This is a genomic window from Bradyrhizobium nivariense, assembly GCF_029846695.2.
Lineage (GTDB): Bacteria > Pseudomonadota > Alphaproteobacteria > Rhizobiales > Xanthobacteraceae > Bradyrhizobium.
Genome location: NZ_JARWCR020000079.1, coordinates 1 through 26,935 on the forward strand (window position 1 = coordinate 1; position 26,935 = coordinate 26,935).

The window sequence follows — 26,935 nt, forward strand, 5'->3', positions numbered from 1 at the left end:
CGGCGTCGAGCCATTGCTGGCAGCCATGCGGGCGTGAGGCGCGGGCAGCGAACTCAATAGCGACACCGACGGCCGCCTTCGTTGCATGGAGGTGATGCGGAGCCGCGTTTTTACACAGCCTGGGTCAGAAGGCGGCGGCGAGAGTGTCATGGCAGGATGGAATCGACTGACGCTGGTTGCGGGTTTGACGCTCGCGATCACCGCATTGCTGGCCACACCTGGTCTTGCCCAGAAAGGTCTCGCCGCGGAGAGCGCGCGGATCAACGCGCTCATGAGCGCCGGCAGATATTCGGAAGCACTGCCTTTGGCGCAAGGCATGGTCGCGAGCCTGGAAAAGAGCGACACCGGTCGCGAACTCGCCGCTGCGCTGAACAACCTCGGCCAGGTCCATGCCAGTCAGGGCCACGACGATCTGGCGGAGCCGCTCTACAAGCGCGCCATCGTGCTGATGGAAAAGTCGCTCGGTCTCGAAACCCCGCTGATTGGAGCCGAACTGACCAATCTCGCCGCGCTCTACCAGCGGCAGAGCCGCTATGCCGAGGCCGAGCCGCTGTTCAAGCGCGCGCTCGCCGTTCGCGAGAAAGGGCTGTCGCGCGAGCACCCCGACGTCGGCCAGTCCCTCAACAATCTCGCCACGCTCTATGTGAAACAGCAGCACTATGCGGACGCCGAGCCGCTGTTTCAGCGGGCCCTCGCGATCTACCAGAAGGCCGGCGGCCCCGAGCATCCGGCGGTGGCCACGGTCCTGAACAATCTCGGGCAGGTCTATCGCGATCTCAACCGCGATACGGACGCGGAAGCGCCGATCAAGCGCTCGCTCGCGATCCGCGAGAAGGTGCTGGGACCGGATCATCCCGACGTCGCCCGCTCCCTGAACAATCTCGCCGGTCTCTACGAGCACCAGCAGCGCTACGGCGACGCCGAGCCGCTCTATCGCCGCGCGCTGGTCATCCGCGAACGTGCGCTCGGGCCCGATCATCCTGAGGTCGCGACCTCGACCAGCAATCTCGCTTATTTCCTCTACCTGTCCGGGCGCACCGCGGACGCATTGCCGTTCGCGGAAAAGACGCTTCGGGGCGATCGCGCGCAGTTGCGCGTCGTGTTGCCGGTCCTGTTCGCCGGGCGCCAACAAGATCTGCTGCCCGGCGACAAGGCGCTGGACGAGGCCCTTGCCGCGATCCAGCGCGGCACGCAATCCTCCGCCGCATCCGCCGTGAACAAGCTCGCGGTTCGGCTTGCCGCCGGCAGCGACCGGCTCGCCGAGCTGGTGCGCCGGGACCAGGATCTCGCGGCTGAATCCGAGACCCTCGACAAGGCGATCGTCACCGCGGTGTCGAAGCAATTCGCCCAGCGCGATCTCGCAACCGAGCAGCGCAGCCGCGCGCGGATTGCAACGATTGCGAACGAGCGTGCGGGCTTGCAGAAGTTGCTCGCGGTCGAGTTTCCCGACTATGCGTCGCTCTCCAATCCCCTGCCGTTGACGGTAAAGGACATCCAGCTGCTGCTGTCGGCCGACGAGGCGATGGTGCTCTACTCCGTCGTTGACAAGCAGAGCTATGTCATCGCGATCACGCGCGAGGGCGTCGACTGGAAGGCGATTCCACTCGGCGCGGATGCGCTGACGCAGAAGGTGACTGCATTCCGCAAAGGGCTCGATGTCGGCAAGGCGCGCGATGCGTCCGGCAAATCCGGATTGTTCGATCTCGCGCTCGCCAACGAAGTCCATGTCGCGCTGCTCGGTCCGGTCGAGGCGTTGACGAAGGACAAGCGCAGCCTGCTGGTGGTGCCGTCGGCTGCACTGACCGCATTGCCGTTTCATCTGCTCGTCACGGAGAAGCCGCAGGCTGCGATCCCGGACACGCTCGAAGGCTATCGCGGCGCCGCCTGGTTGCTGCGGCGTCAGGCCGTCTCGGTGCTGCCGTCGGTGGTCAGCCTGAAATCGCTGCGCGCCTTCGCGCGTCGGGACCAAGGCGTGAAGCCGATGACCGGTTTTGGCGATCCCGTGTTCAATCCTGCGCTGGAAGGGCCCGCCGAGCGGCGCGCCGCGAACGGCAAGGTCGCCGCGCGCAGCATCGCGACCATCGCCTATACCGACTTCTGGCGCGGTGCTGGCGTCGATCGCGCGCGGCTTGCGCAGGCGTTGCCGCAGCTGCCGGATACCGCGGACGAATTGAACGCTGTGGCCAGGGATGTCGGGGCGGCTGCGGCCGATATCCATCTCGGCCGCGACGCCAGCGAAACGACGCTCAAGCGTGCAGCGCTTGCTCAATACAGCATCATCTACTTTGCCACCCACGGCCTCGTTGCTGGCGATATCAAGGGACTGGGTGAGCCCTCGCTCGCGCTCTCCATTCCCGATCAGCCCACCGAGCTCGACGACGGTCTGCTCACCGCGAGTGAAGTTGCCCAGCTCAAGCTCAATGCGGATTGGGTGGTGCTGTCGGCCTGCAACACCATCGCAGGCGACAAGCCCGGCGCCGAGGCCCTGTCGGGACTGGCGCGCTCGTTCTTCTATGCCGGCGCCCGCGCGCTCCTGGTCTCGCATTGGGCAGTGGATTCGGAAGCTGCCACCCGCTTGACCACATCGACTTTCGAGCTGCTCAAAAACGAACCAAAAATCGGGCGTGCCGAAGCCTTGCGTCGCGCGATGTTAACGTACGTTGATGACACCTCGTCACCGCGCAACGCCTATCCCGCGATGTGGGGGCCGTTCGCACTCATCGGCGAAGGCGAGGTACGATAGGAGGGTCTTGTAATTTGTTCTTGGGATTGTGCGGCGCAAAAACCCCGGATAACGCTGAAACGCGCATTTGGTTGCGCGATCATTCGTGATTTCTTTGATGCGCCTGCTCAGAGCTGACATGCGCGACGTTTGGCGCGGTCCTTGAATAAACCAAATCCTGCGGGATCGGCTTGGCAACGCCAGCGTTCATCAGTATTAGGTCGCCCAGCCGAGGCCGGATGGCCTATCATTCACGGTGACCGCGGCGGCGCCAAAGCATGATCGCGCTGAGTGCCGCGGGTTCTAGGAGGATTTTTTCGTGCAAGAGACGGGCGTGCGCAACGGTGCCTTCGGTGCCGACAAATTCGGCTTAAAGAATCTCAAACAGGTTCACTGGAATCTCGGCGCACCGCAGCTTTATCAATATTCGCTCTCCGCGGGCGAGGCGGTGCTGTCGGCCGATGGCGCACTCTGCGCCGATACCGGCGAGTTCACCGGCCGCAGCCCGAAGGACAAGTTCACGGTGCGCGACGCCACCACCGACAAGAAGATGTGGTGGGCCGGCAACCAGTCGATCACCGCCGAGCAGTTTGAGACGCTGTACCAGGACTTCCTCAAGCACGCCGAAGGCAAGTCGCTGTTCGCGCAGGACCTCTACGGCGGCGCCGATCCGGCCTACCGGATCAAGACCCGCGTCTTCACCGAGCTCGCCTGGCACTCGCTGTTCATCCGCACGCTCCTGATCCGCCCCGAAGCGGTGGAGCTGTCGAGCTTCACGCCGGAGCTCACCATCATCGACATGCCGAGCTTCCGCGCCGATCCGAAGCGCCACGGCTGCAAGTCGGAAAACGTCGTCGCGATCGATTTCGCCCGCAAGATCGTGCTGATCGGCGGCTCCTACTACGCCGGCGAGATGAAGAAGTCGGTCTTCACCACGCTGAACTATTACCTGCCCGAGCGCGGCGTGATGCCGATGCACTGCTCGGCCAATGTCGGCGCCATGGGCGATGCCGCGATCTTCTTCGGCCTGTCCGGCACCGGCAAGACCACGCTGTCCGCCGATCCAAACCGCACGCTGATCGGCGATGACGAGCACGGCTGGGGCCCGAACGGCATCTTCAATTTCGAAGGCGGCTGCTACGCCAAGTGCATCAAGCTGTCGCAGGAAGCCGAGCCCGAGATCTACGCGGCCTCGACGCGCTTCGGCGCGGTGCTCGAGAACTGCGTGCTCGACGAAGGCACCCGCGTGGTCGATTTCGACGACGGCTCCAAGACCGAGAACACCCGTTCGGCCTATCCGCTCGAGTTCATCCCGAACGCCTCGCGCACCGGCCGCGCGCCGCAGCCGAAGAACGTGGTGATGCTCGCCGCCGACGCCTTCGGCGTGCTGCCGCCGATCGCAAAGCTGTCGCCGGCGCAGGCGATGTATCACTTCCTGTCGGGCTACACCGCCAAGGTCGCCGGTACCGAGCGCGGTCTCGGCAACGAGCCGCAGCCGGAATTCTCGACCTGCTTCGGTTCGCCGTTCCTGCCGCTCGACCCCAGCGTCTACGGCAACATGCTGCGCGACCTCATCGCCCAGCACAATGTCGACTGCTGGCTGGTCAACACCGGCTGGACTGGCGGCAAGTACGGCACCGGCTCGCGTATGCCGATCAAGGTGACGCGCGCACTGCTCACCGCTGCGCTCGACGGCTCGCTTCGCAATGTCGAATTCCGCACCGACAAATATTTCGGCTTCGCGGTCCCGACCGCGCTGCCGGGCGTGCCGAGCGAGATCCTCAACCCGGTCAACACCTGGAAGGACAAGGACGAGTTCGACAAGACCGCCCGCGCGCTGGTCGGCATGTTCCAGAAGAACTTTGCCAAGTTCGAAGCCCAGGTCGACGCCGAGGTCCGCGCCGCTGCGCCGGACGTGAAGCTCGCGGCGGAGTAATCTCGTATCGCTTGAAATGCAAAAGGGCGGCCGCGAGGCCGCCCGTTTTGTTTTCGCGATACCTCTCCACCGTCATTGCGCGCGTAGCGAAGCAATCCAGAATCCCTCCGCGGAGAGAGTCGGGATTGCTTCGCTGCGCTCGCAATGACGAGATCGTGGAAGCAGCTACGCCTTGAAATACGCGATCTGCGTCGTCGTCGCGAGCAGCCTTCCGTTCGGCGACCACAGCTCGGCATTCTGGTCGGCGTAGCTCTTGTGCATGATCTTCGAGTCGGCCGTCGCGAGCACGCGCGTGATGTCCTCGACCGCGAGCTCTTCGCTGTCGGTGTGAAAATACGTCGTCAGCGACACCGTGCCGAACGGCACCAGCTCGCGCCGCGCATGGAAGATGCGGCCGAAGAAGGCGTCCGACATCGACATCAGCGACAGCATGTCGAGCTTGCGCGGCGCGCGGTCGCCGATCCAGATTTTCGAATAGGTGCTGGCGAGCTCGGCCTGCGGCGGGCCGATCCGCATCTCGCCCTCGACGAAGCGGAATTCATACTGGTTGGCCCACGACGCCGATATCTTCGGGAACGGCAGCGTTGCCTCGAACGCCGTGGCGTCCGGATACTTCGCCACCCTGTGCTCCCAGGACGGCCGGCGCTCGGCGAACACGGCGGTGGCAAGCGTTGCGACCTCGCCGCCGCCCTGCGACAGTTCGACGCTCCAATGCTGGCTGGAGCGGTTGGCCTTCACCAGCCGCACGTCGAGATCGAACGGCCCCTTCGCGATCGGCGCGCAGTAATTGACGGTGAGCGCCAGCGGATCGCCGGCGGCCTGCGGATGGTCGATCAGCGCGCGCAAAATGGTCGCGGCGGTAACGCCGCCGAACGGGCCGACAAAGGCCCAGTAATCGTCGCTGGTGTGCCCCTGCCAACTGCTGTCACCGGCAGTGACGCGGGTGGCGTCGTCGAACGGGTGCGGGAGCTTGGCGTGCATTGTTGTTTCCGGCTTTCAATGACGGACGTCATATCACGTCCTCCGCCGGCTTGCGCAATTACCTAGGGCGTAACGTCGGTTTCACGCAGCGGAAAATCAGCCCGCCACGTCGCGCAAATCCGGCAGCAGCGGCGTGGCCGGATTCACCGGCACGTTCCAGATTTCCTCGGCATATTCGCGGATGGTGCGATCGGAGGAGAACCACGCCATACGCGCGACATTGAGGATGGAGGCGCGGGTCCAGGCCGGCGCCACCTGCCAGCGCGCATCGACGCTGCGCTGCGCTTCGTAATAGGAATCGAAATCGGCGCTGACCATGTAATGGTCGAGGTAGCGCAGCGCGTGCGCGATGGATTCGAAGCGGCCGGGATCGCCGGGCGAGAATTCGCCGACGCCGATCGCATTGATGGCGCGCTGGAGCTTTGGCGAATTGCGGATCACGTCGGAGGCGTCCAGCCCCTGCTTGCGCCGGATCATCACGTCGCCGGCTTCCATGCCGAAGATCGCGATGTTCTCCGCGCCGACATGGTCGCGGATCTCGATGTTGGCGCCGTCGAGCGTGCCGATGGTGAGGGCGCCGTTCAGCGACAGCTTCATGTTGCCGGTGCCGGAGGCTTCCATGCCGGCGGTCGAGATCTGCTCGGACAGGTCGGCCGCGGGAATGATCACTTCGGCGAGGCTGACATTGTAGTCCGGCAGGAAGACGACCTTGAGCTTGCCGCCGATCGCGGGATCGTTGTTGACGACGTCCGCGACGTCGTTGATCAGCTTGATGATCAGCTTGGCGTAGCGGTAGCTCGCGGCGGCCTTGCCCGCAAAAATCTTCACTCGCGGCACCCAGTTGCCGTTGGGATCGTCCTTGATCGCCTGATACAGCGCGACTGTCTCGATGACGTTGAGAAGCTGGCGCTTGTATTCGTGGATGCGCTTGATCTGCACGTCGAACAGCGCGGTCGGATCGACCTTGATGCCGAGCCGCTCGCCGATCAGGCGCGCCAGCGCCGTCTTATTGTGAAGCTTGACTGCGCGGAACTTCTTCTGGAATTCGACGTCGCTGGCGCGGGCTTCGATCAGGCTGAGCTGGGTCGGGTCATCGAGCACGGCATCGCCGCAGGTCTCGCGCAACAGATCGGTCAGCTTCGGATTCGCCAGCATCAGCCAGCGGCGGAAGGTGATGCCGTTGGTCTTGTTGGTGATGCGGCCGGGATAGAGATGGTTGAGGTCGTGGAACACGGTCTCGCGCATCAGGTCCGAATGCATCGCCGAGACGCCGTTGATGCGGTGCGAGCCGACGAAGGCGAGCTGGCCCATGCGCACGCGCCGCCCGCTCCTCTCGTCGATCAACGAGACCGAGGCACGGAAGTCGATGTCGCCGGGGGCGCGCGCCTCTGCGAGCGCGAGATGCTGCACGTTGATGCGGTAGATGATCTCGAGATGCCGCGGCAGCAGCCGCTCGAACAGCTCCACCGGCCAGGTCTCCAGCGCCTCGGGCAGCAGCGTGTGGTTGGTGTAGGACAGCGTTGCGACCGTGATCTTCCAGGCCTCGTCCCAGCGGAAATTGTGGTCGTCGATCAGAATCCGCATCAGCTCGGTGACGGCAAGGCTCGGATGGGTGTCGTTGAGCTGCACCGCGACCTTGTTCGACAGGCTGCGGAGCTGACCGTCCGACGCAAGATGCCGCTTGATCAGGTCCTGGAGCGAGGCCGAGACGAAGAAATATTCCTGGCGCAGGCGCAGCTCGCGGCCCGCCGGGCTCTCGTCGTTCGGATAGAGGAATTTGCAGATCGCCTCCGCGCGCGACTGCTCGGCACTGGCGCTGACATAGTCGCCGGTGTTGAAGGCGTCGAGCTTCAAGGGATCGGGCGAGCGCGCCGACCACAGCCGTAGCGCATTGACGTGCTGGCCGCGCCAGCCGACGATCGGCGTGTCATAGGCCATCGCCAGCACGGTCTCGGACGGATGCCAGATCGCGCGGTCGCGACCCTTGTCGTCGACATGCTCGACACCGCCGCCGAAGCGAATGTCATAGATCACTTCGGGCCGCTGCAATTCCCAGGGGTTGCCGAAGCCGAGCCATTCGTCCGGATATTCCTGCTGCCAGCCTTGGTTGATGATCTGGCGGAACAGGCCGTAATCGTAGCGGATGCCGTAGCCGATCGCGGGGATCGACAGCGTCGCCATGCTTTCCATGAAGCAGGCGGCAAGCCGCCCCAAGCCGCCATTGCCGAGCGCAGCATCCGGCTCGCATTTGCGCAGCTCAGGCAGGGAGACGCCGAGATCGCCGAGCGCGACCTCGAAGATATTGAGCAGCCCCATGTTGTTCAGGGCGTCGGTGAAGAGGCGGCCGATCAGGAATTCGAGCGAGAGATAGTAGACGCGCTTGCGCCCCGCATCGTAGCTGCGCTTCTCCGCGGACAGCCAGCGATGCACGATGCGGTCGCGCAGCGCCAGCGCCGCGGCCTGGTACCAGTCGTGTTTGGTCGCCATGCCCGCATCCTTGCCGATGGCAAGGCGCAGCTTCGCCAGGATCGCGCCCTTGATCTCAGCCAGCGCGAGCTCGTCGATGGGCTGGCCGGGAGCGGGAAAATTGGGCTGGAACGATGAATCTTGCAAAGGCGTCACTTCCTGGTCGCGAGAACACTACTGACCCTACGCGTCTTGCCCCTGCACCGGAACCATCGCTGGTGCGGCCGTGCACTGCGCTGGCGTAAAATTATGCAAGGAACGGGCCGATTTGGGAACCCGGACGCATACGGGGAAACGTGGATTTGGTGCTAGAATGGCGGCAGATTCAGCCATCAGTGTGGAGGAGACGCCCCATGAGACCTATGGTGAGACCTCTGACGAAACTGCTGATCGAAATCGCAGCAGCCACCTTCCTCGTCGTCTGCATCACCGTCTCCAGCGCCGCCTTCGCCGCCGGCAAGATGGGCCGCAGCGCCGACGGCCTCAGCTGCGCCGTCTCCCTTCCGCAAAACGCAACGCCAGCCACCCGCTGCGCCGCCATCAAGCGCCAATGCGGCGGCAGGTTTTATGCGAGCGCTTGCGGCGACAGGCTGATGTCGGCTGTGAATTGAAGCGAAGTGGCTCGCTAAAAAGCGGGACGATACCTGGGGGAATGTTGCCACCACACCGTCGTCCTGGCGAAAGCCAGGACCCATTACCCCGCCTGCTAGATGAGGCCGGACCGATCATTCCAATCGGGATTTTCCTCCTCGATCAGCTTGATCTTCCAGTCCCGCTTCCAGAACTTCAGTTGCTTCTCGCGCGCGATCGCCTCCTGCGGAGTGGCGAAGAGCTCAACATGCACGAGGCGGAAGATCTTGTACTTCTGCACGAACTTGGAGCCGCGACCCGAGCGGTGCAGTTCGAGGCGCATGCGGATGTCATTGGTGACGCCGATATAGATCGTACCGTGATGACGACTTGCGAGGATGTAGACGAAGTAGCTGCCTGTGCTCATGAATGTGGCTCAAGTCTGCAAGCAACGCTGACCGGGGTAATGGGTCCTGGCTTTCGCCAGGACGACGTTCTCAAACGATGGCGCCTCGCATCGGAACAAATTAAGAACACTTTAGCAAGCCTTTGATATATCATTGTGATTCGGCGCGCTGCCGACACAATATCTAGCGCCTGTCAGACTCCGCGAGGACTACATGTCCACCATTGCCTTCGATCAATTTGCGCTCACCCGGATCGCCGATTTCGCGCGCTCGCTGTCGCGGCTGCATCAGGCGGCGCGGCGCTACGCCGTCGATGACGACCAGTTCGACCGCGAGTTCAACGCGGTGTGCCAGTCGATCTGGGGCTACACCATCGACGACGTCAGCGACGATCTGTTCGCGGCCGAGGACCATCTGTTCCTCGACACGCTGGACGAAGCGCATGCGCGCATCTTCGCGGCCGAGCAGGGCTACGACCTCGTCGACGATCAGGGCATGCTCACCGACTGGTGGGGCTTTTGCTGGATGATCTTGGCCGAGAAGCGCGGCCTGCTCACGGCGGACAACCGCGCCGCCGCGCGCGCGGCGATCGAGGAGAAATATCTGGCGGCGCCGAATGTGATCGGCGTGATTATCGGGCGGTGACGGTCTCAACCCTCATCCTGAGGAGCTTGCGCAGCAAGCGTCTCGAAGGATGAAGGCCGAGCCGTAGCCGCCGGGCCTTCATGGTTCGAGACGCGCGTTCCGCGCTCATCACCATGAGGATTTCAGTCCAGCCCCGCCCGCTTCGCGGGCTTCTGCGTCTTCGGCAACGTCACGTCAGGCAGCGTCTCGCGCACGATCTCCGCGGCCGGGGCATCCGCCGCCACCGTGTCGGCGCGCACCGGCGCCACCCTCATCTCGCCGAGGCGCGCGCGGACTTGCGCGGTGAGGCCGGGATAGGAGGCGACCGGGGTGAAGTCGGCAGCCTGGTCGTTGCCGACGCGGATGCCGGTATAGGCGACGAGGCCGTCGGTGGTGGCGATCACGTCGCCGGCTTTCAGCGACGAGTCCAGCGCCAGATCGACCGGAGCGAGGCCGACCGGCTCGCGGCCGTTGCAGGTGCAGTCGGCGCGCAGCGCCTTGCGGTAGGCGAACGCATTCTCGCTGTCGGCGTAGCGCTCGCCGGTCTGCGACGCGGCGCCGTCGATCGAGGAGCCGAAATAGATTTTTGTCGTGCTGGCAGGACAGAATGCCTGACACATTTGCGCGGGCGAGGCGAGGCCGCGCATCAGCGGAAAATATTTGCCGTCGCAGCTGCGCACGCAGAATGCGGGTCCCGAGCCGCCGGCGGCGGCCGAACGTGTCGGCGGCACGTATTGCGGGCTTGCGGCATTCTGCTGGCCGGTGAAGGGGTCGGCGTAGGAGCTCGCCTGCGGCGGCACTTCACGCTGCGGCCGCTGCTGCTGCATTCCGCCGAAAAAGAAGTCGAACAGGCCTTCGGCCGAAACCGGGGCCGGAGCCGCAAGCAGCGGTGCTCCCAGTGTGGCGGCCACAAGCATCGCGCGACGCCGCCGGCGCGCATGGGACATGACTGTACGCAAACGCTTACTCCACCCGACGCTACCCAACCGGCCGGACCATCAGGTCTCAGCACATCATTCACCATAAGGCCGGATGGTAAATGAGCGGTTGAGGGAGGTGGCTTCGTGCCCCGGATGCTGCGCAGCGCCCGGGACACGAGCGCCGCTCAAGCCTTCAAAAACTCCGACGCCTTGTACAGCGAGCGGAACGGCAGGCCGGCCGCGCCAAAGGTGTCGTCGGCGCCTTCCTCGCGGTCGACCATGGTCAGCACCAGCACCACTTCGGCGCCGGTCTCGCGCACCGATTCCACCGCCTTCATCGCCGAGCCGCCGGTGGTGGTGACGTCCTCGACGATCACGACGCGCTTGCCCTCGAGCGTCTCGCCCCTGGGCAGCCCCTCGATCGCGAGCTTGGCACCGTGCTCCTTCGGCTTCTTGCGCACGAAGAAAGCCGCGATCGGATGGCCCTTGATCCAGGAGATCTGCGCCAGCGCGCCGGCCAGCGGCACCGCGCCCATCTCGAGCCCGCCGATGAAATCGAGCTGATCGTCCTTCAGCGCCTCATAGGTCAGCTCGGCGAGCAGGGTCGCGCCCTCCGGGTCGAGCATGGTCGGCTTGAGGTTGAAGTAAAAATCGCTCTTGCGGCCCGACGCGAGCGTCACTTCGCCGCGGCCGAAGGAGCGCCGGCGGATGATCTCGAACAGGCGGGCGCGGGAGGCTGATTTAGACACGGCGGGCCCTCGGGAGCGTTTTTGGAAGTGGCGGAATTTATCCGCGACGGCTGCGACATTCCAGAGGGGACGGCTCCAGTCAACAGGGATCGGCCATCCCGGTCCGCCGGTTGTGAGGGTGCAACCTTCTGGAGTAGGTGGATGCCAGATATCTGCCCGGGCAAGGAAACGCGAAAAATGACCATCGAGCTGCACACCTGGAACACGCCGAACGGCCGCAAGATCTCGGTCGCGCTGGAGGAAATGGGGCTGCCCTACAAGGTGATCCCGGTGAACATCGGCAAGGGCGAGCAAATGGCGCCGGAGTTCCTGAAGCTCTCACCCAACAACAAGATCCCCGCGATCCTCGATCCCGAGGGGCCGGACGGCCAGCCGGTCGGCATCTTCGAGTCCGGCGCGATCCTGCTTTATCTCGGCGAAAAGACCGGCAAATTCCTGCCGAAATCGCTGGCGGGCCGCATCCCCGTCTATGAATGGCTGATGTGGCAGATGGGCGGTTTCGGGCCGATGCCGGGCCAGGTGCACCATTTCATCGCGCTCGAGAACGAGCAGGACCGTGCCTATGGCCTCAAGCGCTACATGGCGGAGACGCGCCGGCTCTACGGCGTGCTCGACCGCCGGCTAGAGGCCCGCGATTTCGTCGCCGGCGAGCTCTCGGTTGCCGATTTTGCCATCCTGGGCTGGGCCTGGCGCCACCCTCGCCACAAGGTTGAGCTGGCCGACTTCCCCAACGTCAAGCGCTGGTACGAGGCCCTGATGGCACGCCCGGCGGTGAAGCGCGGGATGGAGGCCAAGCTGGATTGAGGGGTGACGTTGTCATCGTCCGCGAAAGCGGGCGATCCAGTATCCCAGAGACGGAAGTGATTGGGCCGAGAAGCTGCGGCGTACTGGATGCCCCGGTTAAGCCGGGACATGACAGCGTCGCTCGTCACACCTTCTTCGCTTCCACCGCCATCCGCACCGCGAGCCCGGCCAGCACCGTGCCCATCAGCCAGCGCTGCACCAGCATCCAGCTCGGCCGGCTCGTCAGAAACAGCGCGATCGATCCGGCGGCGAGCGCAATCATCGCATTCACGCTGACGCTGATCGCGATCTGGATCGCGCCGAGCACCACCGACTGCGTCAGCACGCTGCCGACGGTGGGATCGATGAACTGCGGCAGCAGCGCGAGATACAGCATCGCGATCTTCGGATTGAGCAGATTGGTGACGAACCCCATTGCGAACAATTTGCGCGGGCTGTCGATCGCCAGTTGTTTCACCTGGAACGGCGAGCGTCCGCCCGGCTTCACCGCCTGCCAGGCAAGCCACAGCAAATAACCGGCACCGGCGAAGCGCAGCGCGTCATAGGCAAAGGGAACGGCGAGCAGCAGCGCCGTGATGCCGAACGCGGCGCACAGCATGTAGAACACGAAGCCGAGCGCCACGCCGCCAAGCGAGACGATGCCCGCCGCCGGCCCCTGCGTGATCGAGCGCGAGATCAGGTAGATCATGTTCGGCCCGGGCGTGAGCACGAGGCCGAGGCAGACGAGGGCGAAGCCGAGCAGGGCGGAAGTGTGGGGCATGGCTGAACCTGTGCGGGAGATCGCGCCGTTCTAATATGCGTAGGATCGCGCCGCCATCGCGCAATTGCACCGAGGACAATTCAGCTTGTGCGTGTCCCTCCAGTGTCGTCCCGGCCAAGGCCGGGACGACACCGTCCGATCAATGCGCCTCGTCCCAATTGTTCGCTGCGCGGGCGTCGACATGCAGCGGCACCGAGAGCAGCACGGCCGGGAACGGCGCGTCCTGCATCACGTGCTGCACGACGGGCAGCGTCGCCTCGACCTCCGCGTCCGGCACCTCGAAGATCAGCTCGTCATGCACCTGGAGCAGCATCTGCGCCGACAGTTTCTTCCGGACCAAGGCATCCTCCATCCGCGTCATGGCGCGACGGATGATGTCGGCGGCGGTGCCCTGGAGCCGCGCGTTGATCGCGGCGCGCTCGTTGAAGGCGCGCACCGAGGCGTTCGAAGCCTTGATGTCGGGATAGTACATCTTCCGGCCGAACAGCGTGGTGACGTAGCCGTGGCTCCGGCAGAAATCCCGCGTCTCGTCCATGTAGGCGCGGATGCCGGGGAAGCGCTCGAAGTATTTCTTGATGTAGGCGGAGGCCTCCTCGCGCGCGATGCCGAGCTGGTTGGCGAGACCGAACGCCGAAATGCCGTAGATGATGCCGAAATTGATCGCCTTGGCGCGGCGCCGGATTTCGCTCGGCATGCCCTTGATCGGCACGCCGAACATTTCCGATGCCGTCATCGCGTGAATGTCGAGGCTATCGCGGAACGCCTGCTTCAGCACGGGAATGTCGGCGATCTCGGCGAGCAGCCGCAGCTCGATCTGCGAATAGTCGGCGGAGACGAGCTTGTGCCCGGGTGTTGCGATGAAGGCGCGCCGGATTTTGCGGCCGTCCTCGGTGCGCACCGGAATGTTCTGCAAATTCGGCTCGTTCGACGACAGCCGGCCCGTCGTGGTCGCGGCCAGCGCGTAGGTCGTGTGCACGCGATGGGTCTGCGGATTGACGTAGGTCGGCAGCGCGTCGGTGTAGGTCGATTTCAGCTTTGAGACCTGGCGCCACTCCAGAATCTTCTTCGGGAGGTCGTGGCCCTGCTCGGCGAGCTCGTCGAGCACCTGAGCGGTGGTGGACCACGCGCCGGTCTTGGTCTTGGTGCCGCCGGACAGTCCCATCTTGCCGAACAGGATGTCGCCGATCTGCTTCGGGCTGCCGACATTGACGGGCTCGCCCGCGATCTGCTGGATCTCGGCTTCGACCCGCGCCGCGGTCTGGGCGAAGTCGCCGGAGAGACGCGACAGCACCTGGCGGTCGATCGAGATGCCGCGCCGCTCCATGCGCGCGAGCACTGCGACCAGCGGGCGTTCCAGCGTTTCGTAGACGGTGGTCATGTGCTCGGCGACGAGGCGCGGCTTCAGCACGCGCCAGACGCGCAAGGCAATGTCGGCGCCTTCCGCCGACAGCTGCGCGGCCTTGTCGATCGGCACCTGGTCGAACGTGATCTTGCCCTTGCCGCTGCCGAGCAGCTCGCCCTCCTTCAGCATGGCGTGGCCGAACCAGCGCTCGGACAGCTGTTCCAGCGCATGCGAGCCGCGACCGGCATCGAGCACGTAGGAGATCAGTTGCGCATCATCGGTGTTGCGCAAGGTGATGCCGTGCTGGGCCAGCATCACGGCGGTGAATTTGACGTCGAAGCCGACCTTGAGGATGCCTGATGATTCCAGCACCGGCCGCAGCGCATCGATCGCCTCGGCATGCTTGACCTGATCGGGCGCCAGGCCGGCGTCGAACAGGCCGGCGCCGCCGCCGGACTGCTTATGTGCCAGCGGCACGTAGCAGGCCTCGTTCGGCGCCAGCGCCAGCGCGATGCCGCAGAGATCGGCCTGCATCGGGTCGATCGAGTTTCCCCGGATCTCGACCGCGACATGGCCGGCATCATGGATGCGCGCGATGAACGCGTTCAATTCCGCAAGTGTCTTGATGGCCTGGTACTTGCTGCGGTCGACCGGAAGCTTGCGCAAAGCCTCTTCGCGCGCGGCGACGAGCGAGATTGGCGCGCCCTTCGGGCTGGCGGCCTTGTCCTCCTTGCTCGCCGACACGTTGCGCTCGCCCGGCCGAGCTTGCGCCGGCGTGCCGGTTCCCGGCGTGGGCACGACGTCCGAGGGCGGCAGCGGCGAGAATACGCTGGCGCCGCTCGCATAACCTGGATCGGCATCGACATTGGCCGGATCGATCTGCGAGTAGTCGGCGACGCGGCGCGTCAGCGTGGAAAATTCCATCGCCTTCAGGAACGCGATCAGCTTGCGCGCATCGGGCTCGTGGACGGCGAGATCGTCCAGCGGCACCCCCAGATCGACCTTGTCGTCGAGCAGCACCAGCTTGCGCGAGATCCGTGCCTTCTCGGCGTTCTCGATCAGCGCCTCGCGGCGCTTCGGCTGCTTGATCTCGGTGGCGCGAAACAGCAATTGCTCGAGGTCGCCATATTCGACGATCAGTTGCGCGGCGGTCTTGATGCCGATGCCGGGCACGCCAGGCACATTGTCGGTGGAATCGCCGGCCAGCGCTTGCACCTCGACCACCTTGTTCGGCGGCACGCCGAACTTCTCGATCACCTCGGGAATGCCGATGCGGCGGTCCTTCATGGTGTCGTACATGGTGACGCAATCGGTGACGAGCTGCATCAGATCCTTGTCGGAGGACACGATGGTCGCGCTGGCGCCGCGCTCGCAGGCCTCGCGCACATAGGTTGCGATCAGATCGTCGGCCTCGAAGCCGCCCTGTTCCAGGCAGGGCAGGTCGAAGGCGCGCACGGCTTCGCGGATCAGCGCGAATTGCGGGATCAGGTCGTCCGGCGCCGGCGGGCGGTGCGCCTTGTATTCGGGATAGATCTTGTTGCGGAAGGTCACCTCGGACTTGTCGAACACGATCGCCAGATGCGTCGGCCGGTTGTCGGGGGGCATGTCACGCAACAGCTTCCACAGCATGTTGCAGAAGCCGAGTACGGCATTGACCTGCAAGCCGTCGGACTTGCGGTTCAGCGGCGGCAGCGCGTGATAGGCGCGGAAGATGTAGCCGGAACCGTCGACCAGGAAGATGTGGTCGCCCTTGCCGGCGGCCTTGGCGGCGACGGGCTTGGTGGCAACGGGCTTGGCGGACGTGGGTTCGGCGGCTTTCGGGGAGGTTTTGGGCATGCCGCAATGTATGAATTTTTGCGGGCTTTGACAGCCTTGCGAGCGGGATTTTTGAGGCGGTGACGCAGCTATCCCCCGGTGTCATTCCCCACACTCCACTGTCATTCCCCGCGAAGGCGGGGAATCCAGTACGCTGCGGCCTATCGATCAACAATGATCGCCTCTGGAATACTGGATGCCCCGCCTTCGCGGGGCATGACAGTCACTCCGCCGCCTGCAACCGCACCCCGACCTTCTTCGGTACAATCCAGAATGCATCGGGACGCTCGAACAGGAAATTGGCGTTGAGCCGCAGCGCCGCCTGCCAGATCGCGAGTGCTCCGATCACGCCGACGAGGGTCACGATCAGCGACGCCGCACCGATGTCGGGAATGATGCCCGTGCGCAATAGCAGCGTCCGTGTCGCCGCCATCGGCAGGAAGAAGGCGAGATAGATCACGATCGAATGCTCGCCGCAGAAGCGGAAAAAATTCAACCAACGGGCGCGCGCGAGCAGCGTGCCCATCGTGATGATGGCGCAGGCGCCGGCGAAGCCGAGCACGAGCGACATGATCTTCCATTCGCTGGCGCCAAGCGTGACCATGCCGGCATTGACCAGCGCCCACGTCGCGAGCGCTGCCAGCGCCCATGCGGGATGATTGCGGGCGCGATCCGCCAGCGCGAACACGTGAGGCGCGAACAGGTAGCCCGAATAGAAATAGACGAAGCGCGCGCAGAACTCGTCGATCGCGGTCCAGCCGGTTGCGACACGCGCCGTCTCCAGCGCAGCCGCGATGAGCCAGATCGCGGGCGGCGGGATTCGCCGTGTCAGTTTTGTGACGACGAAAAAGATCGGCAGGAGATAGATGAACCAGAGCGTGCCGAAGGGCTCGACGAAGGATTCCAGATACAGCAAGCCGGCGTCGCGCCAGCTGGTTTCGGCGGCGAATGCGGGGGCCTTGAAGCCGAACTGGATTGTCACCCAGACGACATAGAAATAGGCGAAATGCACCACCTTGCGGTCGAGATAGGTTCGCCAGTCCCGGTCGATCACCAGTGGCAGGAACAGGCCCGAAATCAGGAAGAAATCCGGCATCCGGAACGGCTTAGCGAAGGCCACGGCGACATGCATGAAACCGGTCTCGCCGGCGGCAAGCTCGACCCCCAGCACCGAATGCATCATCACGACCATGATGATGCAGATGCCCTTGGCGTAATCGACCCAATCGACACGCGCAGCAATCGGGGCCTTGAGCCCCCCGCTCGCGGCGATTGTGCCTGATGGTGCCATGGTGTCCCTTTTCGAGGCGTGTTCCGCCGGGGTCTGTGTGAACGCGGAGCAGTGTGGCGCCTTGCGGCTTACGATTTCTTTACCGGTACAATTCGTGTGCCGGTTTTTGCACACGGGCTGTTCCCTCACCTCAGGAAAATGCTAAACCGCCCCGAATTGGGGTTTCGTTAACCAAGCCAAACAGGGTTTTTCATGCGAATCGCGATGATCGGAACGGGCTATGTGGGACTGGTGTCCGGAGCCTGCTTTGCGGATTTCGGTCACGACGTCACCTGCGTCGACAAGGACGAGAAGAAGATCGCTGCACTTCATCGCGGCGAGATCCCGATCTACGAGCCCGGACTCGACGAACTGGTGGCGACCAACGTCAAGGCCAAGCGGCTTGAGTTCACCACCGACCTGTCGAAGCCGGTCGCGGATGCCGATGCCGTGTTCATCGCGGTCGGCACGCCGTCGCGCCGCGGTGACGGCCACGCCGATCTGTCCTACGTCTATGCCGCGGCGCGCGAGATCGCGCAGTCGCTGTCCGGCTTCACCGTCGTCGTGACCAAGTCGACCGTTCCGGTCGGCACCGGCGACGAGGTCGAGCGCATCATCCGCGAGACCAACCCCAAGGCCGAAATCGTCGTTGCCTCGAACCCCGAATTCCTGCGCGAGGGCGCCGCGATCCGCGACTTCAAGTTTCCCGATCGTGTCGTCGTCGGCACCTCCGACGAGCGCGGCCGCAAGGTGATGGGAGACATCTATCGGCCGCTGTCGCTGAACCAGGCGCCGCTGATGTTCACGGAGCGCCGCACCGCCGAGATGATCAAATACGCCGCCAACGCCTTCCTCGCGACCAAGATCACCTTCATCAACGAGATCGCGGACCTCTCCGAAAAGGTCGGCGCCAACGTGCAGGAGGTCGCGCGCGGCATTGGCCTGGACAACCGCATCGGCACCAAGTTCCTGCACGCCGGTCCCGGCTTCGGCGGCTCGTGCTTTCCGAAGGACACCAAGGCGCTGATCAAGATCGCGCAGGACTACGACGTGAGCTTGCGCATCGTCGAATCCGTGCTGGCGGTCAACGAGAACCGCAAGCGGGCGATGGCCCGCAAGGTCAGCCAGGCGCTCGGCGGCTCGCTGCGCGGCAAGACCATCGCCGTGCTCGGTCTCACCTTCAAGCCCGACACCGACGACATGCGCGATGCGCCGTCGATCCCGCTGGTCACGGGCCTGATCGACATGGGCGCCAAGGTGAAGGCCTTCGATCCCGTCGGCATGGAGCAGGCCAAGGGCGAGCTGCCCAACATCACCTATTGCGAGGATGCCTATTCCTGCGCGGAAGGTGCCGATGCGATCGTCATCGTCACCGAATGGGTGCAGTTCCGTGCGCTCGATCTCGACCGGCTGAAGGCGACCATGGCGCAGCCCGTCGTCGTCGACCTCCGCAACATCTACCGCCCCGAGGACATGGCTGCGGCCGGCTTCACCTACGAGAGCGTCGGCCGCCCATCGGTGCAGGGCTAACGATCCAACGTCGCGCATAATTCCGTCATGGCCGGGCTTGTCCCGGCCATCCACGTCTTGTTCACTGCCAGATGAAAGAACGTGGATGCCCGGGACAAGCCCGGGCATGACGACCGGATAATTTTTTGCCCCGCAGCTTCGACACGCCCCTCCCGATCGATGCCGTGCTCGACGACCTCTCGCGCACGCTGGAGGCGCATAATGCCGCCGTGCTGGTGGCCCCTCCGGGCGCCGGCAAGACCACGCGCGTGCCACTGGCGCTGCTCGATGCCCCCTGGGCCAAGGGCAAGAAGATCATCGTGCTGGAGCCGCGGCGCATCGCTGCGCGCGCCAGCGCCGACCGCATGGCCAAATCGCTCGGCGAACGCGCCGGCGAGACCGTCGGCTATCGCGTCCGCTTCGGCTCGAAGATCTCGCGCGCGACCCGCATCGAGGTGGTGACCGAAGGCATCTTCACCCGCCAGATCCTCGACGATCCCGAGCTGTCGGGCATCGCCGCCGTCCTGTTCGACGAATTCCACGAGCGCTCGCTCGATGCCGACATGGGTCTCGCGCTGGCGCGCGATGCGCAGCAGGGCCTGCGCGAGGATTTGCGCATCCTCGTGATGTCGGCAACGCTCGATGGCGCTCGTGTTGCAAGGCTGCTCGGCGAAGCGCCCGTGATCGAAAGCGAGGGGCGTGCTTTCCCGGTCGAGACGCGTTATCTCGGCCGCAAGACGGACCTGCAGGTGGAACGGCAGATGGCGGATGCGATCGCCTCGGCTCTGCGCGCAGATAGTGGCTCGGTGCTGGCGTTCCTGCCGGGCGCCGCCGAAATCCGCCGCACCCAGAATTTCCTCGGCGAGCGCGTGCAGGATTCCAGCATCGAGATCGTGCCGCTGTTCGGCGCGCTCGACGCAGCCGTGCAGGACCGTGCCATCTCGCCGGCGCCGAAGGGCACGCGCAAGGTGGTGCTGGCGACCTCGATCGCGGAGACCTCGCTCACCATCGAGGGCGTGCGCATCGTGGTCGATTCCGGTCTGGCCCGCGTGCCGCGCTACGAGCCCGACATCGGCCTGACCCGGCTCGAGACGGTGCGCGTCTCGCGCGCGGCGGCGGACCAGCGCCGTGGCCGCGCCGGCCGCACCGAGCCCGGTGTCTGCTACCGGCTCTGGGACGAACCTCAGACGGCCTCGCTTGCGCCCTACACCCAGCCGGAAATTCTCAGCGCCGATCTGTCCTCGCTGGTGCTCGATCTCGCGCAATGGGGCGTCGCCGATCCCTCAGCGCTGTCGTTTCTCGACCCGCCGCCGCAGCCGGCCTGGAAAGAAGCCAAGAGCCTGCTCTCCGAGCTCAATGCGCTCGATGGTGATGGTCGCATCACCGCGGAGGGCAAGAGCCTGCGTGCGCTGGCGCTGCCGCCGCGGCTGGCGCGCATGATCGTGGATTCGCATCGTGCCGGCGAGGGCGAAGCCGCCGCCGAGATCGCCGCCATCATCACCGAGCGCGGGCTCGGCGGCGACAGCGTCGATCTCGAGCACCGTCGCGACCAGTTCCGCCGCGACCGCTCGCCGCGTGCCGCAAGCGCGCGCGACCTCGCCCGGCGCTGGGCCTCGCAGGTGGCGGCGTCGGAGAAGGCGGCGACCGGAGAAGGCGACCTTTCGACCGGCCTGATGCTCGCCTACGCCTTCCCGGATCGCGTCGCGCGCAACCGCGGCAATGGCAGCTTCGTACTCGCCAACGGTCGAGGCGCGGCCGTCGATCAGACCTCGTCGCTCGCCCGCGCGCCCTATATCGCGATCGGTGAGATGACGGGCACGGCGGCGAGCGGACGCATCCTGCTCGCCGCGCAAATCACGCAGGACGACATCGAACGGCATTTCGCCGAGCACATCGAATCCGTCGACGAGATATGGTTCGATCGCGGCGCGATGGCGCTGCGGGCGCGGCGCAGGCGCGCGATGCACGCGATCACGCTGTCCGAGGCGACGCTCGCCGTGTCGCCCTCGGAGGACACCGCGCGCATCTTCGCAGATGGGCTGATCGCCGCCGGCCTCGACCGGATGCCATGGTCGAAGGCAGCAAGACAATGGCGCGACCGCGTCATGTTTTTGCGCAAGGCCGAAGGCGATAGCTGGCCCGATCTCTCCGACGACGGGCTGATCGCGCGGCGCGACGACTGGCTGGTGCCGGCGCTCTACGACAAGATCGCGCTGAAGGATATCTCCGCCGGCGATCTCTCCGACGCGTTGATGGCATTGTTGCCGTGGGAGATGCGCGCGCGGCTCGATCGCGAGGCGCCGACCCATTTCGAGGCGCCGACCGGCAGCGTGCTCGCGATCGACTACGAGGCCGAGCAGGGGCCGACCATCGCGGTGCGGCTCCAGGAATTGTTCGGCCTCAACATCCATCCCTCGATCGCCGCCGGCAAGGTGCCGCTGGTGCTGGAGCTGCTGTCGCCGGCGCAGCGCCCGGTGCAGGTGACGCGCGATCTCCCCGGCTTCTGGCGCGGCAGTTACAGTGCCGTCCGCTCCGATTTGCGCGGCCGCTATCCGCGGCATCCCTGGCCGGAAGATCCGGCGAATGCGCTGCCGACCCGGCGGGTCAAGCCGCGCGGGACATGAGACGCCACGAAGGCGCATTAACCGTCCGCTCATCCTTTTGGTCAAAATGACAACCGCCCGGTCGGGGCTTGGCTCGCGGAAAGGTCTGCCGCGTGGTGAAATCGAGCTTTCGGCTCCGGGTTGGTGTGATGCGTAACCTAATGATCTTCGCGGCGATCATGATCGGCCTCGGCACCTTCATGGCGCAGACGGCGGACAGGATGAGCTCCGCCTCGGCAACGTCGGTGCCGCGCACGACGGTAGCAGTCGCGTCCACCGCGCCGGCCGGCGGCCGCAGCCTCAACATCCCTCGCGACGGCCGCGGCCATTTCCAGACTGAAGGCCGGATTGAAGGCCAGCGCATCGGCTTCATGGTCGACACCGGCGCCTCCGTGGTTGCGCTGAACGAGACCTCGGCCGCCCGCTTCGGCCTGCGTCCCTCGCGGAGCGATTACAACGCCACCGTCTCCACCGCCAACGGCACCATCAAGGCCGCGCGCACCCGCATCGCCATGCTCGATGTCGGCGGCCTCATCGTGCGCGACGTCGATGCCATGGTGCTGCCCGACGAGGCGCTGTCCGAGAACCTGCTCGGCCTCTCCTTCCTCTCCCGCCTCAAGCGCTTCGAATACGCCAACGGCCAGATGGTGCTGGAGCAGTAAGGGTCTCCCAAACGCTCGGGCGGCCGCATATTTCAAAAATCTCTATTCCGTCCGCTCTCGCGGTCAAATCTTCCCCGTTACCAAACTGCCGCAATTATCATCCATAAGCTGCCATTCCCGCCTTCCGCTGCGGCCCGGCATTCGCTAAGGCTGCATCAAATCCTGGCTCTTTTTCACGAGACCGTCTCAATGTTCCCCAAGCCGAAATCCGTGTTGCTGCCCAACACCTACGCCTTCGAATCCGAGCCGATGGTGAAGGCGACCGGCTTTCGCGAATACGACGCGCGCTGGCTGTTCCAAAAAGAAATCAACCTGATGGGAATCCAGGCGCTCGGCATGGGGCTGGGTGCGCTGATCGCCGAGCTTGGCGTCAAGCAAGAGATCGTCACCGGCCATGATTTCCGCGGCTATTCGGCCTCGATCAAATATGCGCTGATCTCCGGCCTGATGGCAGCCGGCTGCAAGGTACACGACATCGGGCTCGCGGTGACGCCGATGGCCTATTTCGCGCAGTTCGACCTCGACGTGCCCTGCTGCGCCATGGTCACGGCCTCGCACAACGACAATGGCTGGACCGGCGTGAAGATGGGCGCCAACCGTCCGCTGACCTTCGGCCCTGACGAGATGACGCGGCTCAAGGAGATCGTGCTGGGCGCCGAGTTCAAGAACAAGGCCGGCGGCTCCTACCAGTTCCACGAGAACTATCCGGCGCGCTACATCGCCGATCTCACCAGCCGTCCGAAGCTTAAGCGCAAGCTCAAGGTCGTCGCGGCCTGCGGCAACGGCACCGCCGGCGCGTTCGCGCCGCAGGTGCTGGAGGCGATCGGCTGCGAGGTGATCCCGCTCGACACCGAGCTCGATCACACCTTCCCGAAATACAATCCGAACCCTGAAGACATGGAGATGCTGCACGCAATCCGCGACGCGGTGCTGCAGCACAAGGCCGATGTCGGTCTCGGCTTCGACGGTGACGGCGATCGCTGCGGCGTCGTCGACAACACCGGCGAGGAGATCTTTGCCGACAAGGTCGGCGTGATGCTGGCGCGCGACATGTCGGCGATCCACAAGGACGCGCAGTTCGTCGTCGACGTGAAGTCGACCGGCCTGTTCGTGACCGATCCGGTGCTACAGAAGCAGGGTGCGAAGGTCGCCTATTGGAAGACCGGACATTCTTACATGAAGCGCCGCACCCACGAGATGGGCGCGCTCGCGGGCTTCGAGAAGTCCGGCCACTTCTTCTTCAACAAGCCGTACGGCCGCGGCTATGACGACGGCCTGGTCTCGGCGATCGCGATCTGCGACATGCTCGACCGCGCGCCGGGCAAGTCGATGGCCGACCTGAAGGACGCGCTGCCGAAAACCTGGTCGTCGCCGACCATGTCGCCGCATTGCGCGGACGAGGTCAAATACGGCGTCATCGACGCCGTGGTGAAGCATTTTGAAGGCCTGCACGCCAAGGGCGCCAAGATCGGCGGCCAGTCGATCCGCGACCTCGTCACCGTCAACGGCGTGCGCGTCACGGTCGAGGACGGAAGCTGGGGCCTGGTACGCGCTTCCTCCAACAAGCCCGAACTCGTCGTCGTGGTCGAGAGCCCGGTGTCCGAGCAGCGCATGCGCGACATGTTCGAGATGGTGGACAGCGTGCTGCGCACGCATCCCGAAGTCGGCGCGTACAATCAAAAGATTTGAGGTGGCGAGTGCGTACCACACGCACCGTGTCATGCCCCGCGCAGGCGGGGCATCCAGTACGCCGCGGCCTCTCGGTTTACCGCGGGCGCTACGGAGTACTGGATCGCCCGGTCGAGCCGGGCGATGACAGCTTCTTGTGGTGAGACCCTAAGCCGCGACCACCGCCGGGATCGGCAGCGTGGTCACCGACTTGATCTTCTCCATCGCGAAGCGCGAGGTGACGTTCTTCAGCGGCACGGCGCTGATCAGCTTCTTGTAGAACACGTCATAGGCCTGCATGTCCGCGACGACGACGCGCAGCATGTAGTCGACGTCGCCGGCCATGCGATAGAACTCCATCACCTCGGGCATGGCGCTGACGGCTTCGGCGAACTTCTTCAGCCAGGCGTCGGAATGGTCGGCGCTCTCCACCGACACGAACACGGAGATGCCGAGCCCGATCTTGTTCTGGTCGACCAGGGCCACCCGCTTGATGATCACGCCGTCGGCCTCCAGGCGCTGGATGCGCTTCCAGCAGGGGGTCGAGGACAGGCCGACGCGGTCGCCGATCTCGGCGACGGACAGGGAGGCATCGTCCTGGAGGACCATCAGAATCTTGCGGTCGATGGCGTCGAGGCGGCGGCTGGTCTCGGGGAGTTGGACAGCGAGATCGGTCATTTGCAGAACTTTGTTCCATTTCAAGGGTCAATTTCCCTGATATAGAGAAAATCCTTCTATAGCAAGCCTATAATCTTGGCGCCCGGTCGTGTGCCGCCGCCGGCGGCATGCTCAAAAACTCTTCGACTTCAATACGTTGCGGGGCGGCCAGGCCGCCACCGTGGCGGGTGCATTTCAACGCTGCGGCGGCCGCGGCGAATTGCAGCGCCTCCTTCACGTCGCTGCCTTCGGCGAGGCGAAGCGTGAAGGCGCCATGGAAGACGTCGCCGGCGCCGAGCGTATCGACCGCCTGAACCGCGAACGCCGGCGTCTCCTCCAGCTCCCCGGCTTCGTCCAGCCAGATCGTGCCACGCGGGCCGCGGGTGGCGGCGAGGAAGGCGGGCGTGAGCACGGCCAGGCGCTTCAACGCCGCGCCGTCGTCGGCGATGCCGGCCGTCTCCTGCACCTGTTCGCTGGCGAACAGCAGGTGCGAGGCGGCCGTCAGCAGGCTGTCCTGCAACGACATCGCGCGGTCGACGCCGACGATGACGGCAATGCCGCGCCGGCGTGCCTCAGTGCAGAGCGAGGTCGCAAACGCGGCGCAGCGGCTTTCGACGAGAACCGCCCGGCAATCGGCGAGCAGTGCGTCGGCGTCGGGCAGCTTCGCGGTCGACAACGCGGGATCGCGATAGATGGTGAGCGTCCGTTCGCCCGAGGGCTCGATCATGATCGCCGAGGCGGGCGTCGTGAGGCCCGGCATGCGCACGACGTGTGTGGTCTCGATACCTTCGGCGGCCATCCGTTCGAGGACGAAGCCGCTCGACGTCTCCCTGGTATCGCCCATGGGGCCCGCGAAGCAGACGCGGCCACCAAGCCGCGCGATGGCGATCGCGGCATTGAGCGCGTTGCCGCCGCAGATCTCCGCGAGATGGCTGGCATTCGCCTTGCTGCCGCGCGCGGGCACGGCATCGACACGAAAGGTCAGGTCGCGCACGGGAATGCCGATGCAGAGGATGCGCGGCGCGATCCCTGATGCGGCCATCGGGGGGTCTCAGCTCAAGTGCCGCTCTTGTCGTGCACCCAGCGGCCGAGCAGGTGATGGGCGATGGCGAACGGGTGCGGACCGGCGAGCCCGTCGGGATGCGTCCGCGCCAGCATCAGGGCGGCCTCCTCGCGCGTGAACCAGCGCGCATCCTCCAGCTCGGAATGATCGACGACGATGTCCTCGCTCACGGCCCGCGCGCTGCAGCCGATCATCAGTGAGGACGGATAGGGCCATGGCTGGGTCATGTAATACTGCACGTCGGTGCAGCGGATCCCCGATTCTTCGAGGATTTCGCGGCGTACCGCGTCCTCGATGGTCTCGGCGGCCTCGACGAAGCCGGCGAGGCACGAATACATGCCCGGCGGAAACTGCTTCTGGCGGCCGAGCAGGCATTTTTCGCCGGAGGCGACGTGCATGATCACGACAGGGTCAGTGCGCGGGAAATGCTCGGCCTTGCAACTCGGGCACTCCCGCTTCCAGCCGCCTTCCTTCATCCCGGTACGCGTGCCGCAATTGGCGCAATAGCCGTGGCGCTGATGCCAACCCACCATCGACTTCGCCATTGCGATCGCCGACAGCTCCTGCGGCGGTACCGCGCCCTGCATCGCCATGCCGCGCAGCTCGGTGACGGCGTAATCGTCGCGGCCGATCAGCTTCTCGGACGCGGCCTGCGACAAGCCCATCCCGAACATCGCGGCGCCGTCGCGTAGACCTAAGAAGATCGTGCCGGGATTGGCGCCGCATTTCAGCGCCTCGTCGATCGACAGCAGGGCGCGCACGTCTTCGCCCTCGCGCTTCACCAGCAGCGAGTCGCGGTAGACGACATAGGCGCGCGACGACGGCTTCTGCTCCATCGCGAACAGCTTTTCGTCGTCGCGGCGCAGATGCGCGGCGCGGTCGAGGACGTTGGTGACGAAGGCCGGTTGTCCCAGCGGAAACGAGTTGAATGCTGACATTTCTTGTTCTTTCAACCCAACCAGATCTTGCGGCGAAGCTCGCTGATGAAATTCTGCACCTCTGTGGCGTCGTGCGCCAAGGGCTGCATCACGCCCCAGACCGGCCGCGGCCAGGCGGCGTCACCGGTGCGGCGCGCGATGATGTGGACGTGAAGCTGCGGCACGAGGTTGCCGAGCGCTGCGATATTGAGCTTGTCGCATCTGGTGATCTCCTTCAGCGCGCGCGAGACGCGGGAGATCTCCGTCATCAATTGCGCCTGCTGCACCTCGTCGAGATCGATGATCTCGACCGCGTCCGCGCGCCGCGGCACCAGCAGCAGCCAGGGATAATGCGCGTCCTTGATGACCAATATCTTGGACAGCGGCAAATCGCCGATGTCGATAGTGTCCTCTTTCAGGCGGGAGTGCAGCGACCAGGCGGGATCAGACATATGAGTTTCCAAAGGCCCGATGGGGCGGCTTGTTTGGC

Annotated in this window: 21 protein-coding genes; 9 read left to right on the forward strand and 12 right to left on the reverse strand. The window is 65.0% G+C overall.

Going from position 1 to position 26,935, the window contains the following annotated elements; all coding sequences use genetic code 11:
- Positions 1–148: 148 nt before the first annotated feature.
- A complete protein-coding gene (locus QCM77_RS38795) occupies positions 149–2,743 on the forward strand; it encodes a CHAT domain-containing protein (protein WP_280096374.1) in 2,595 nt (864 codons plus the stop codon).
- Positions 2,744–3,041: 298 nt separating this feature from the next.
- Entirely contained in the window at positions 3,042–4,658 is a 1,617-nt protein-coding gene (locus QCM77_RS38800) for a phosphoenolpyruvate carboxykinase (RefSeq protein ID WP_279690410.1), read from the forward strand.
- 165 nt (positions 4,659–4,823) lie between these two features.
- Here the strand turns inward: QCM77_RS38800 and QCM77_RS38805 are convergent, their stop codons facing one another.
- Both QCM77_RS38805 and QCM77_RS38810 read right to left on the reverse strand, forming a co-directional pair.
- Entirely contained in the window at positions 4,824–5,639 is an 816-nt protein-coding gene (locus tag QCM77_RS38805; RefSeq protein ID WP_279666144.1) for an acyl-CoA thioesterase, read from the reverse strand.
- Positions 5,640–5,735: 96 nt separating this feature from the next.
- Positions 5,736–8,252 carry a glycogen/starch/alpha-glucan phosphorylase gene (locus QCM77_RS38810; protein WP_280096375.1) on the reverse strand — a complete coding sequence of 839 codons (2,517 nt, stop codon included), beginning with the start codon at positions 8,250–8,252 and terminating at the stop codon, positions 5,736–5,738.
- 206 nt (positions 8,253–8,458) lie between these two features.
- Here QCM77_RS38810 and QCM77_RS38815 point away from each other — a divergent pair, with 206 nt between their 5' ends.
- Positions 8,459–8,716, forward strand: coding sequence for a hypothetical protein (locus QCM77_RS38815; protein WP_279666148.1), 258 nt, complete (start codon positions 8,459–8,461; stop codon positions 8,714–8,716).
- Positions 8,717–8,811: 95 nt separating this feature from the next.
- Here the strand turns inward: QCM77_RS38815 and QCM77_RS38820 are convergent, their stop codons facing one another.
- The gene (locus QCM77_RS38820) at positions 8,812–9,102 is read right to left on the reverse strand and encodes a GIY-YIG nuclease family protein (protein WP_280096376.1); all 291 of its coding nucleotides are present in this window, start codon (positions 9,100–9,102) and stop codon (positions 8,812–8,814) included.
- 193 nt (positions 9,103–9,295) lie between these two features.
- On the opposite strand from QCM77_RS38820, the gene QCM77_RS38825 reads away from it, so the two are divergent.
- Positions 9,296–9,727: a hypothetical protein gene (locus tag QCM77_RS38825; RefSeq protein WP_280096377.1), complete on the forward strand. Its 432-nt coding sequence runs from the start codon at positions 9,296–9,298 to the stop codon at positions 9,725–9,727.
- Between the two features lie 122 nt (positions 9,728–9,849).
- Here the strand turns inward: QCM77_RS38825 and QCM77_RS38830 are convergent, their stop codons facing one another.
- Together QCM77_RS38830 and pyrE are read right to left on the reverse strand one after the other, a co-directional pair.
- Positions 9,850–10,623 carry a DUF2865 domain-containing protein gene (locus tag QCM77_RS38830; RefSeq protein WP_280096378.1) on the reverse strand — a complete coding sequence of 258 codons (774 nt, stop codon included), beginning with the start codon at positions 10,621–10,623 and terminating at the stop codon, positions 9,850–9,852.
- A 188-nt stretch (positions 10,624–10,811) separates the two neighbouring features.
- The gene (pyrE, locus tag QCM77_RS38835; RefSeq protein ID WP_279666153.1) at positions 10,812–11,375 is read right to left on the reverse strand and encodes an orotate phosphoribosyltransferase; all 564 of its coding nucleotides are present in this window, start codon (positions 11,373–11,375) and stop codon (positions 10,812–10,814) included.
- Between the two features lie 177 nt (positions 11,376–11,552).
- On the opposite strand from pyrE, the gene QCM77_RS38840 reads away from it, so the two are divergent.
- Positions 11,553–12,179: a glutathione S-transferase family protein gene (locus QCM77_RS38840; RefSeq protein WP_280096387.1), complete on the forward strand. Its 627-nt coding sequence runs from the start codon at positions 11,553–11,555 to the stop codon at positions 12,177–12,179.
- 124 nt (positions 12,180–12,303) lie between these two features.
- Here QCM77_RS38840 and QCM77_RS38845 read toward each other — a convergent pair whose 3' ends face one another.
- The 3 genes from QCM77_RS38845 to QCM77_RS38855 all read right to left on the reverse strand — a co-directional run bounded on the left by QCM77_RS38845 (position 12,304) and on the right by QCM77_RS38855 (position 17,387).
- Complete coding sequence (locus tag QCM77_RS38845) at positions 12,304–12,939, reverse strand: LysE family translocator (RefSeq protein ID WP_279690415.1); 636 nt, start codon at positions 12,937–12,939, stop codon at positions 12,304–12,306.
- Positions 12,940–13,078: 139 nt separating this feature from the next.
- Entirely contained in the window at positions 13,079–16,117 is a 3,039-nt protein-coding gene (polA, locus tag QCM77_RS38850; protein ID WP_280096379.1) for a DNA polymerase I, read from the reverse strand.
- Positions 16,118–16,319: 202 nt separating this feature from the next.
- Positions 16,320–17,387 carry an acyltransferase family protein gene (locus QCM77_RS38855; protein WP_280096380.1) on the reverse strand — a complete coding sequence of 356 codons (1,068 nt, stop codon included), beginning with the start codon at positions 17,385–17,387 and terminating at the stop codon, positions 16,320–16,322.
- 192 nt (positions 17,388–17,579) lie between these two features.
- On the opposite strand from QCM77_RS38855, the gene QCM77_RS38860 reads away from it, so the two are divergent.
- The 4 genes from QCM77_RS38860 (at position 17,580) to QCM77_RS38875 (ending at position 23,829) form a co-directional block, all read left to right on the forward strand.
- Entirely contained in the window at positions 17,580–18,896 is a 1,317-nt protein-coding gene (locus tag QCM77_RS38860) for a UDP-glucose dehydrogenase family protein (protein WP_279666161.1), read from the forward strand.
- Between the two features lie 125 nt (positions 18,897–19,021).
- Entirely contained in the window at positions 19,022–21,499 is a 2,478-nt protein-coding gene (hrpB, locus tag QCM77_RS38865; RefSeq protein ID WP_279687872.1) for an ATP-dependent helicase HrpB, read from the forward strand.
- 128 nt (positions 21,500–21,627) lie between these two features.
- On the forward strand, positions 21,628–22,140 hold the full coding sequence (locus QCM77_RS38870; protein WP_280096381.1) for a TIGR02281 family clan AA aspartic protease: 513 nt from the start codon (positions 21,628–21,630) through the stop codon (positions 22,138–22,140).
- Between the two features lie 189 nt (positions 22,141–22,329).
- Positions 22,330–23,829, forward strand: coding sequence for a phosphomannomutase/phosphoglucomutase (locus QCM77_RS38875; protein ID WP_280096382.1), 1,500 nt, complete (start codon positions 22,330–22,332; stop codon positions 23,827–23,829).
- A 147-nt stretch (positions 23,830–23,976) separates the two neighbouring features.
- Here the strand turns inward: QCM77_RS38875 and QCM77_RS38880 are convergent, their stop codons facing one another.
- From QCM77_RS38880 to QCM77_RS38895, 4 genes are all read right to left on the reverse strand, one after another.
- Positions 23,977–24,486 (reverse strand): Lrp/AsnC family transcriptional regulator, encoded by a 510-nt coding sequence (locus tag QCM77_RS38880; protein ID WP_279666169.1) that lies wholly within the window; start codon positions 24,484–24,486, stop codon positions 23,977–23,979.
- Positions 24,487–24,553: 67 nt separating this feature from the next.
- Positions 24,554–25,507 (reverse strand): sugar kinase, encoded by a 954-nt coding sequence (locus QCM77_RS38885; protein WP_280096383.1) that lies wholly within the window; start codon positions 25,505–25,507, stop codon positions 24,554–24,556.
- A 14-nt stretch (positions 25,508–25,521) separates the two neighbouring features.
- The gene (gene nudC, locus QCM77_RS38890) at positions 25,522–26,466 is read right to left on the reverse strand and encodes an NAD(+) diphosphatase (protein WP_279687878.1); all 945 of its coding nucleotides are present in this window, start codon (positions 26,464–26,466) and stop codon (positions 25,522–25,524) included.
- Positions 26,467–26,477: 11 nt separating this feature from the next.
- The gene (locus tag QCM77_RS38895) at positions 26,478–26,897 is read right to left on the reverse strand and encodes an HIT domain-containing protein (protein ID WP_279666174.1); all 420 of its coding nucleotides are present in this window, start codon (positions 26,895–26,897) and stop codon (positions 26,478–26,480) included.
- Positions 26,898–26,935: the final 38 nt, after the last annotated feature.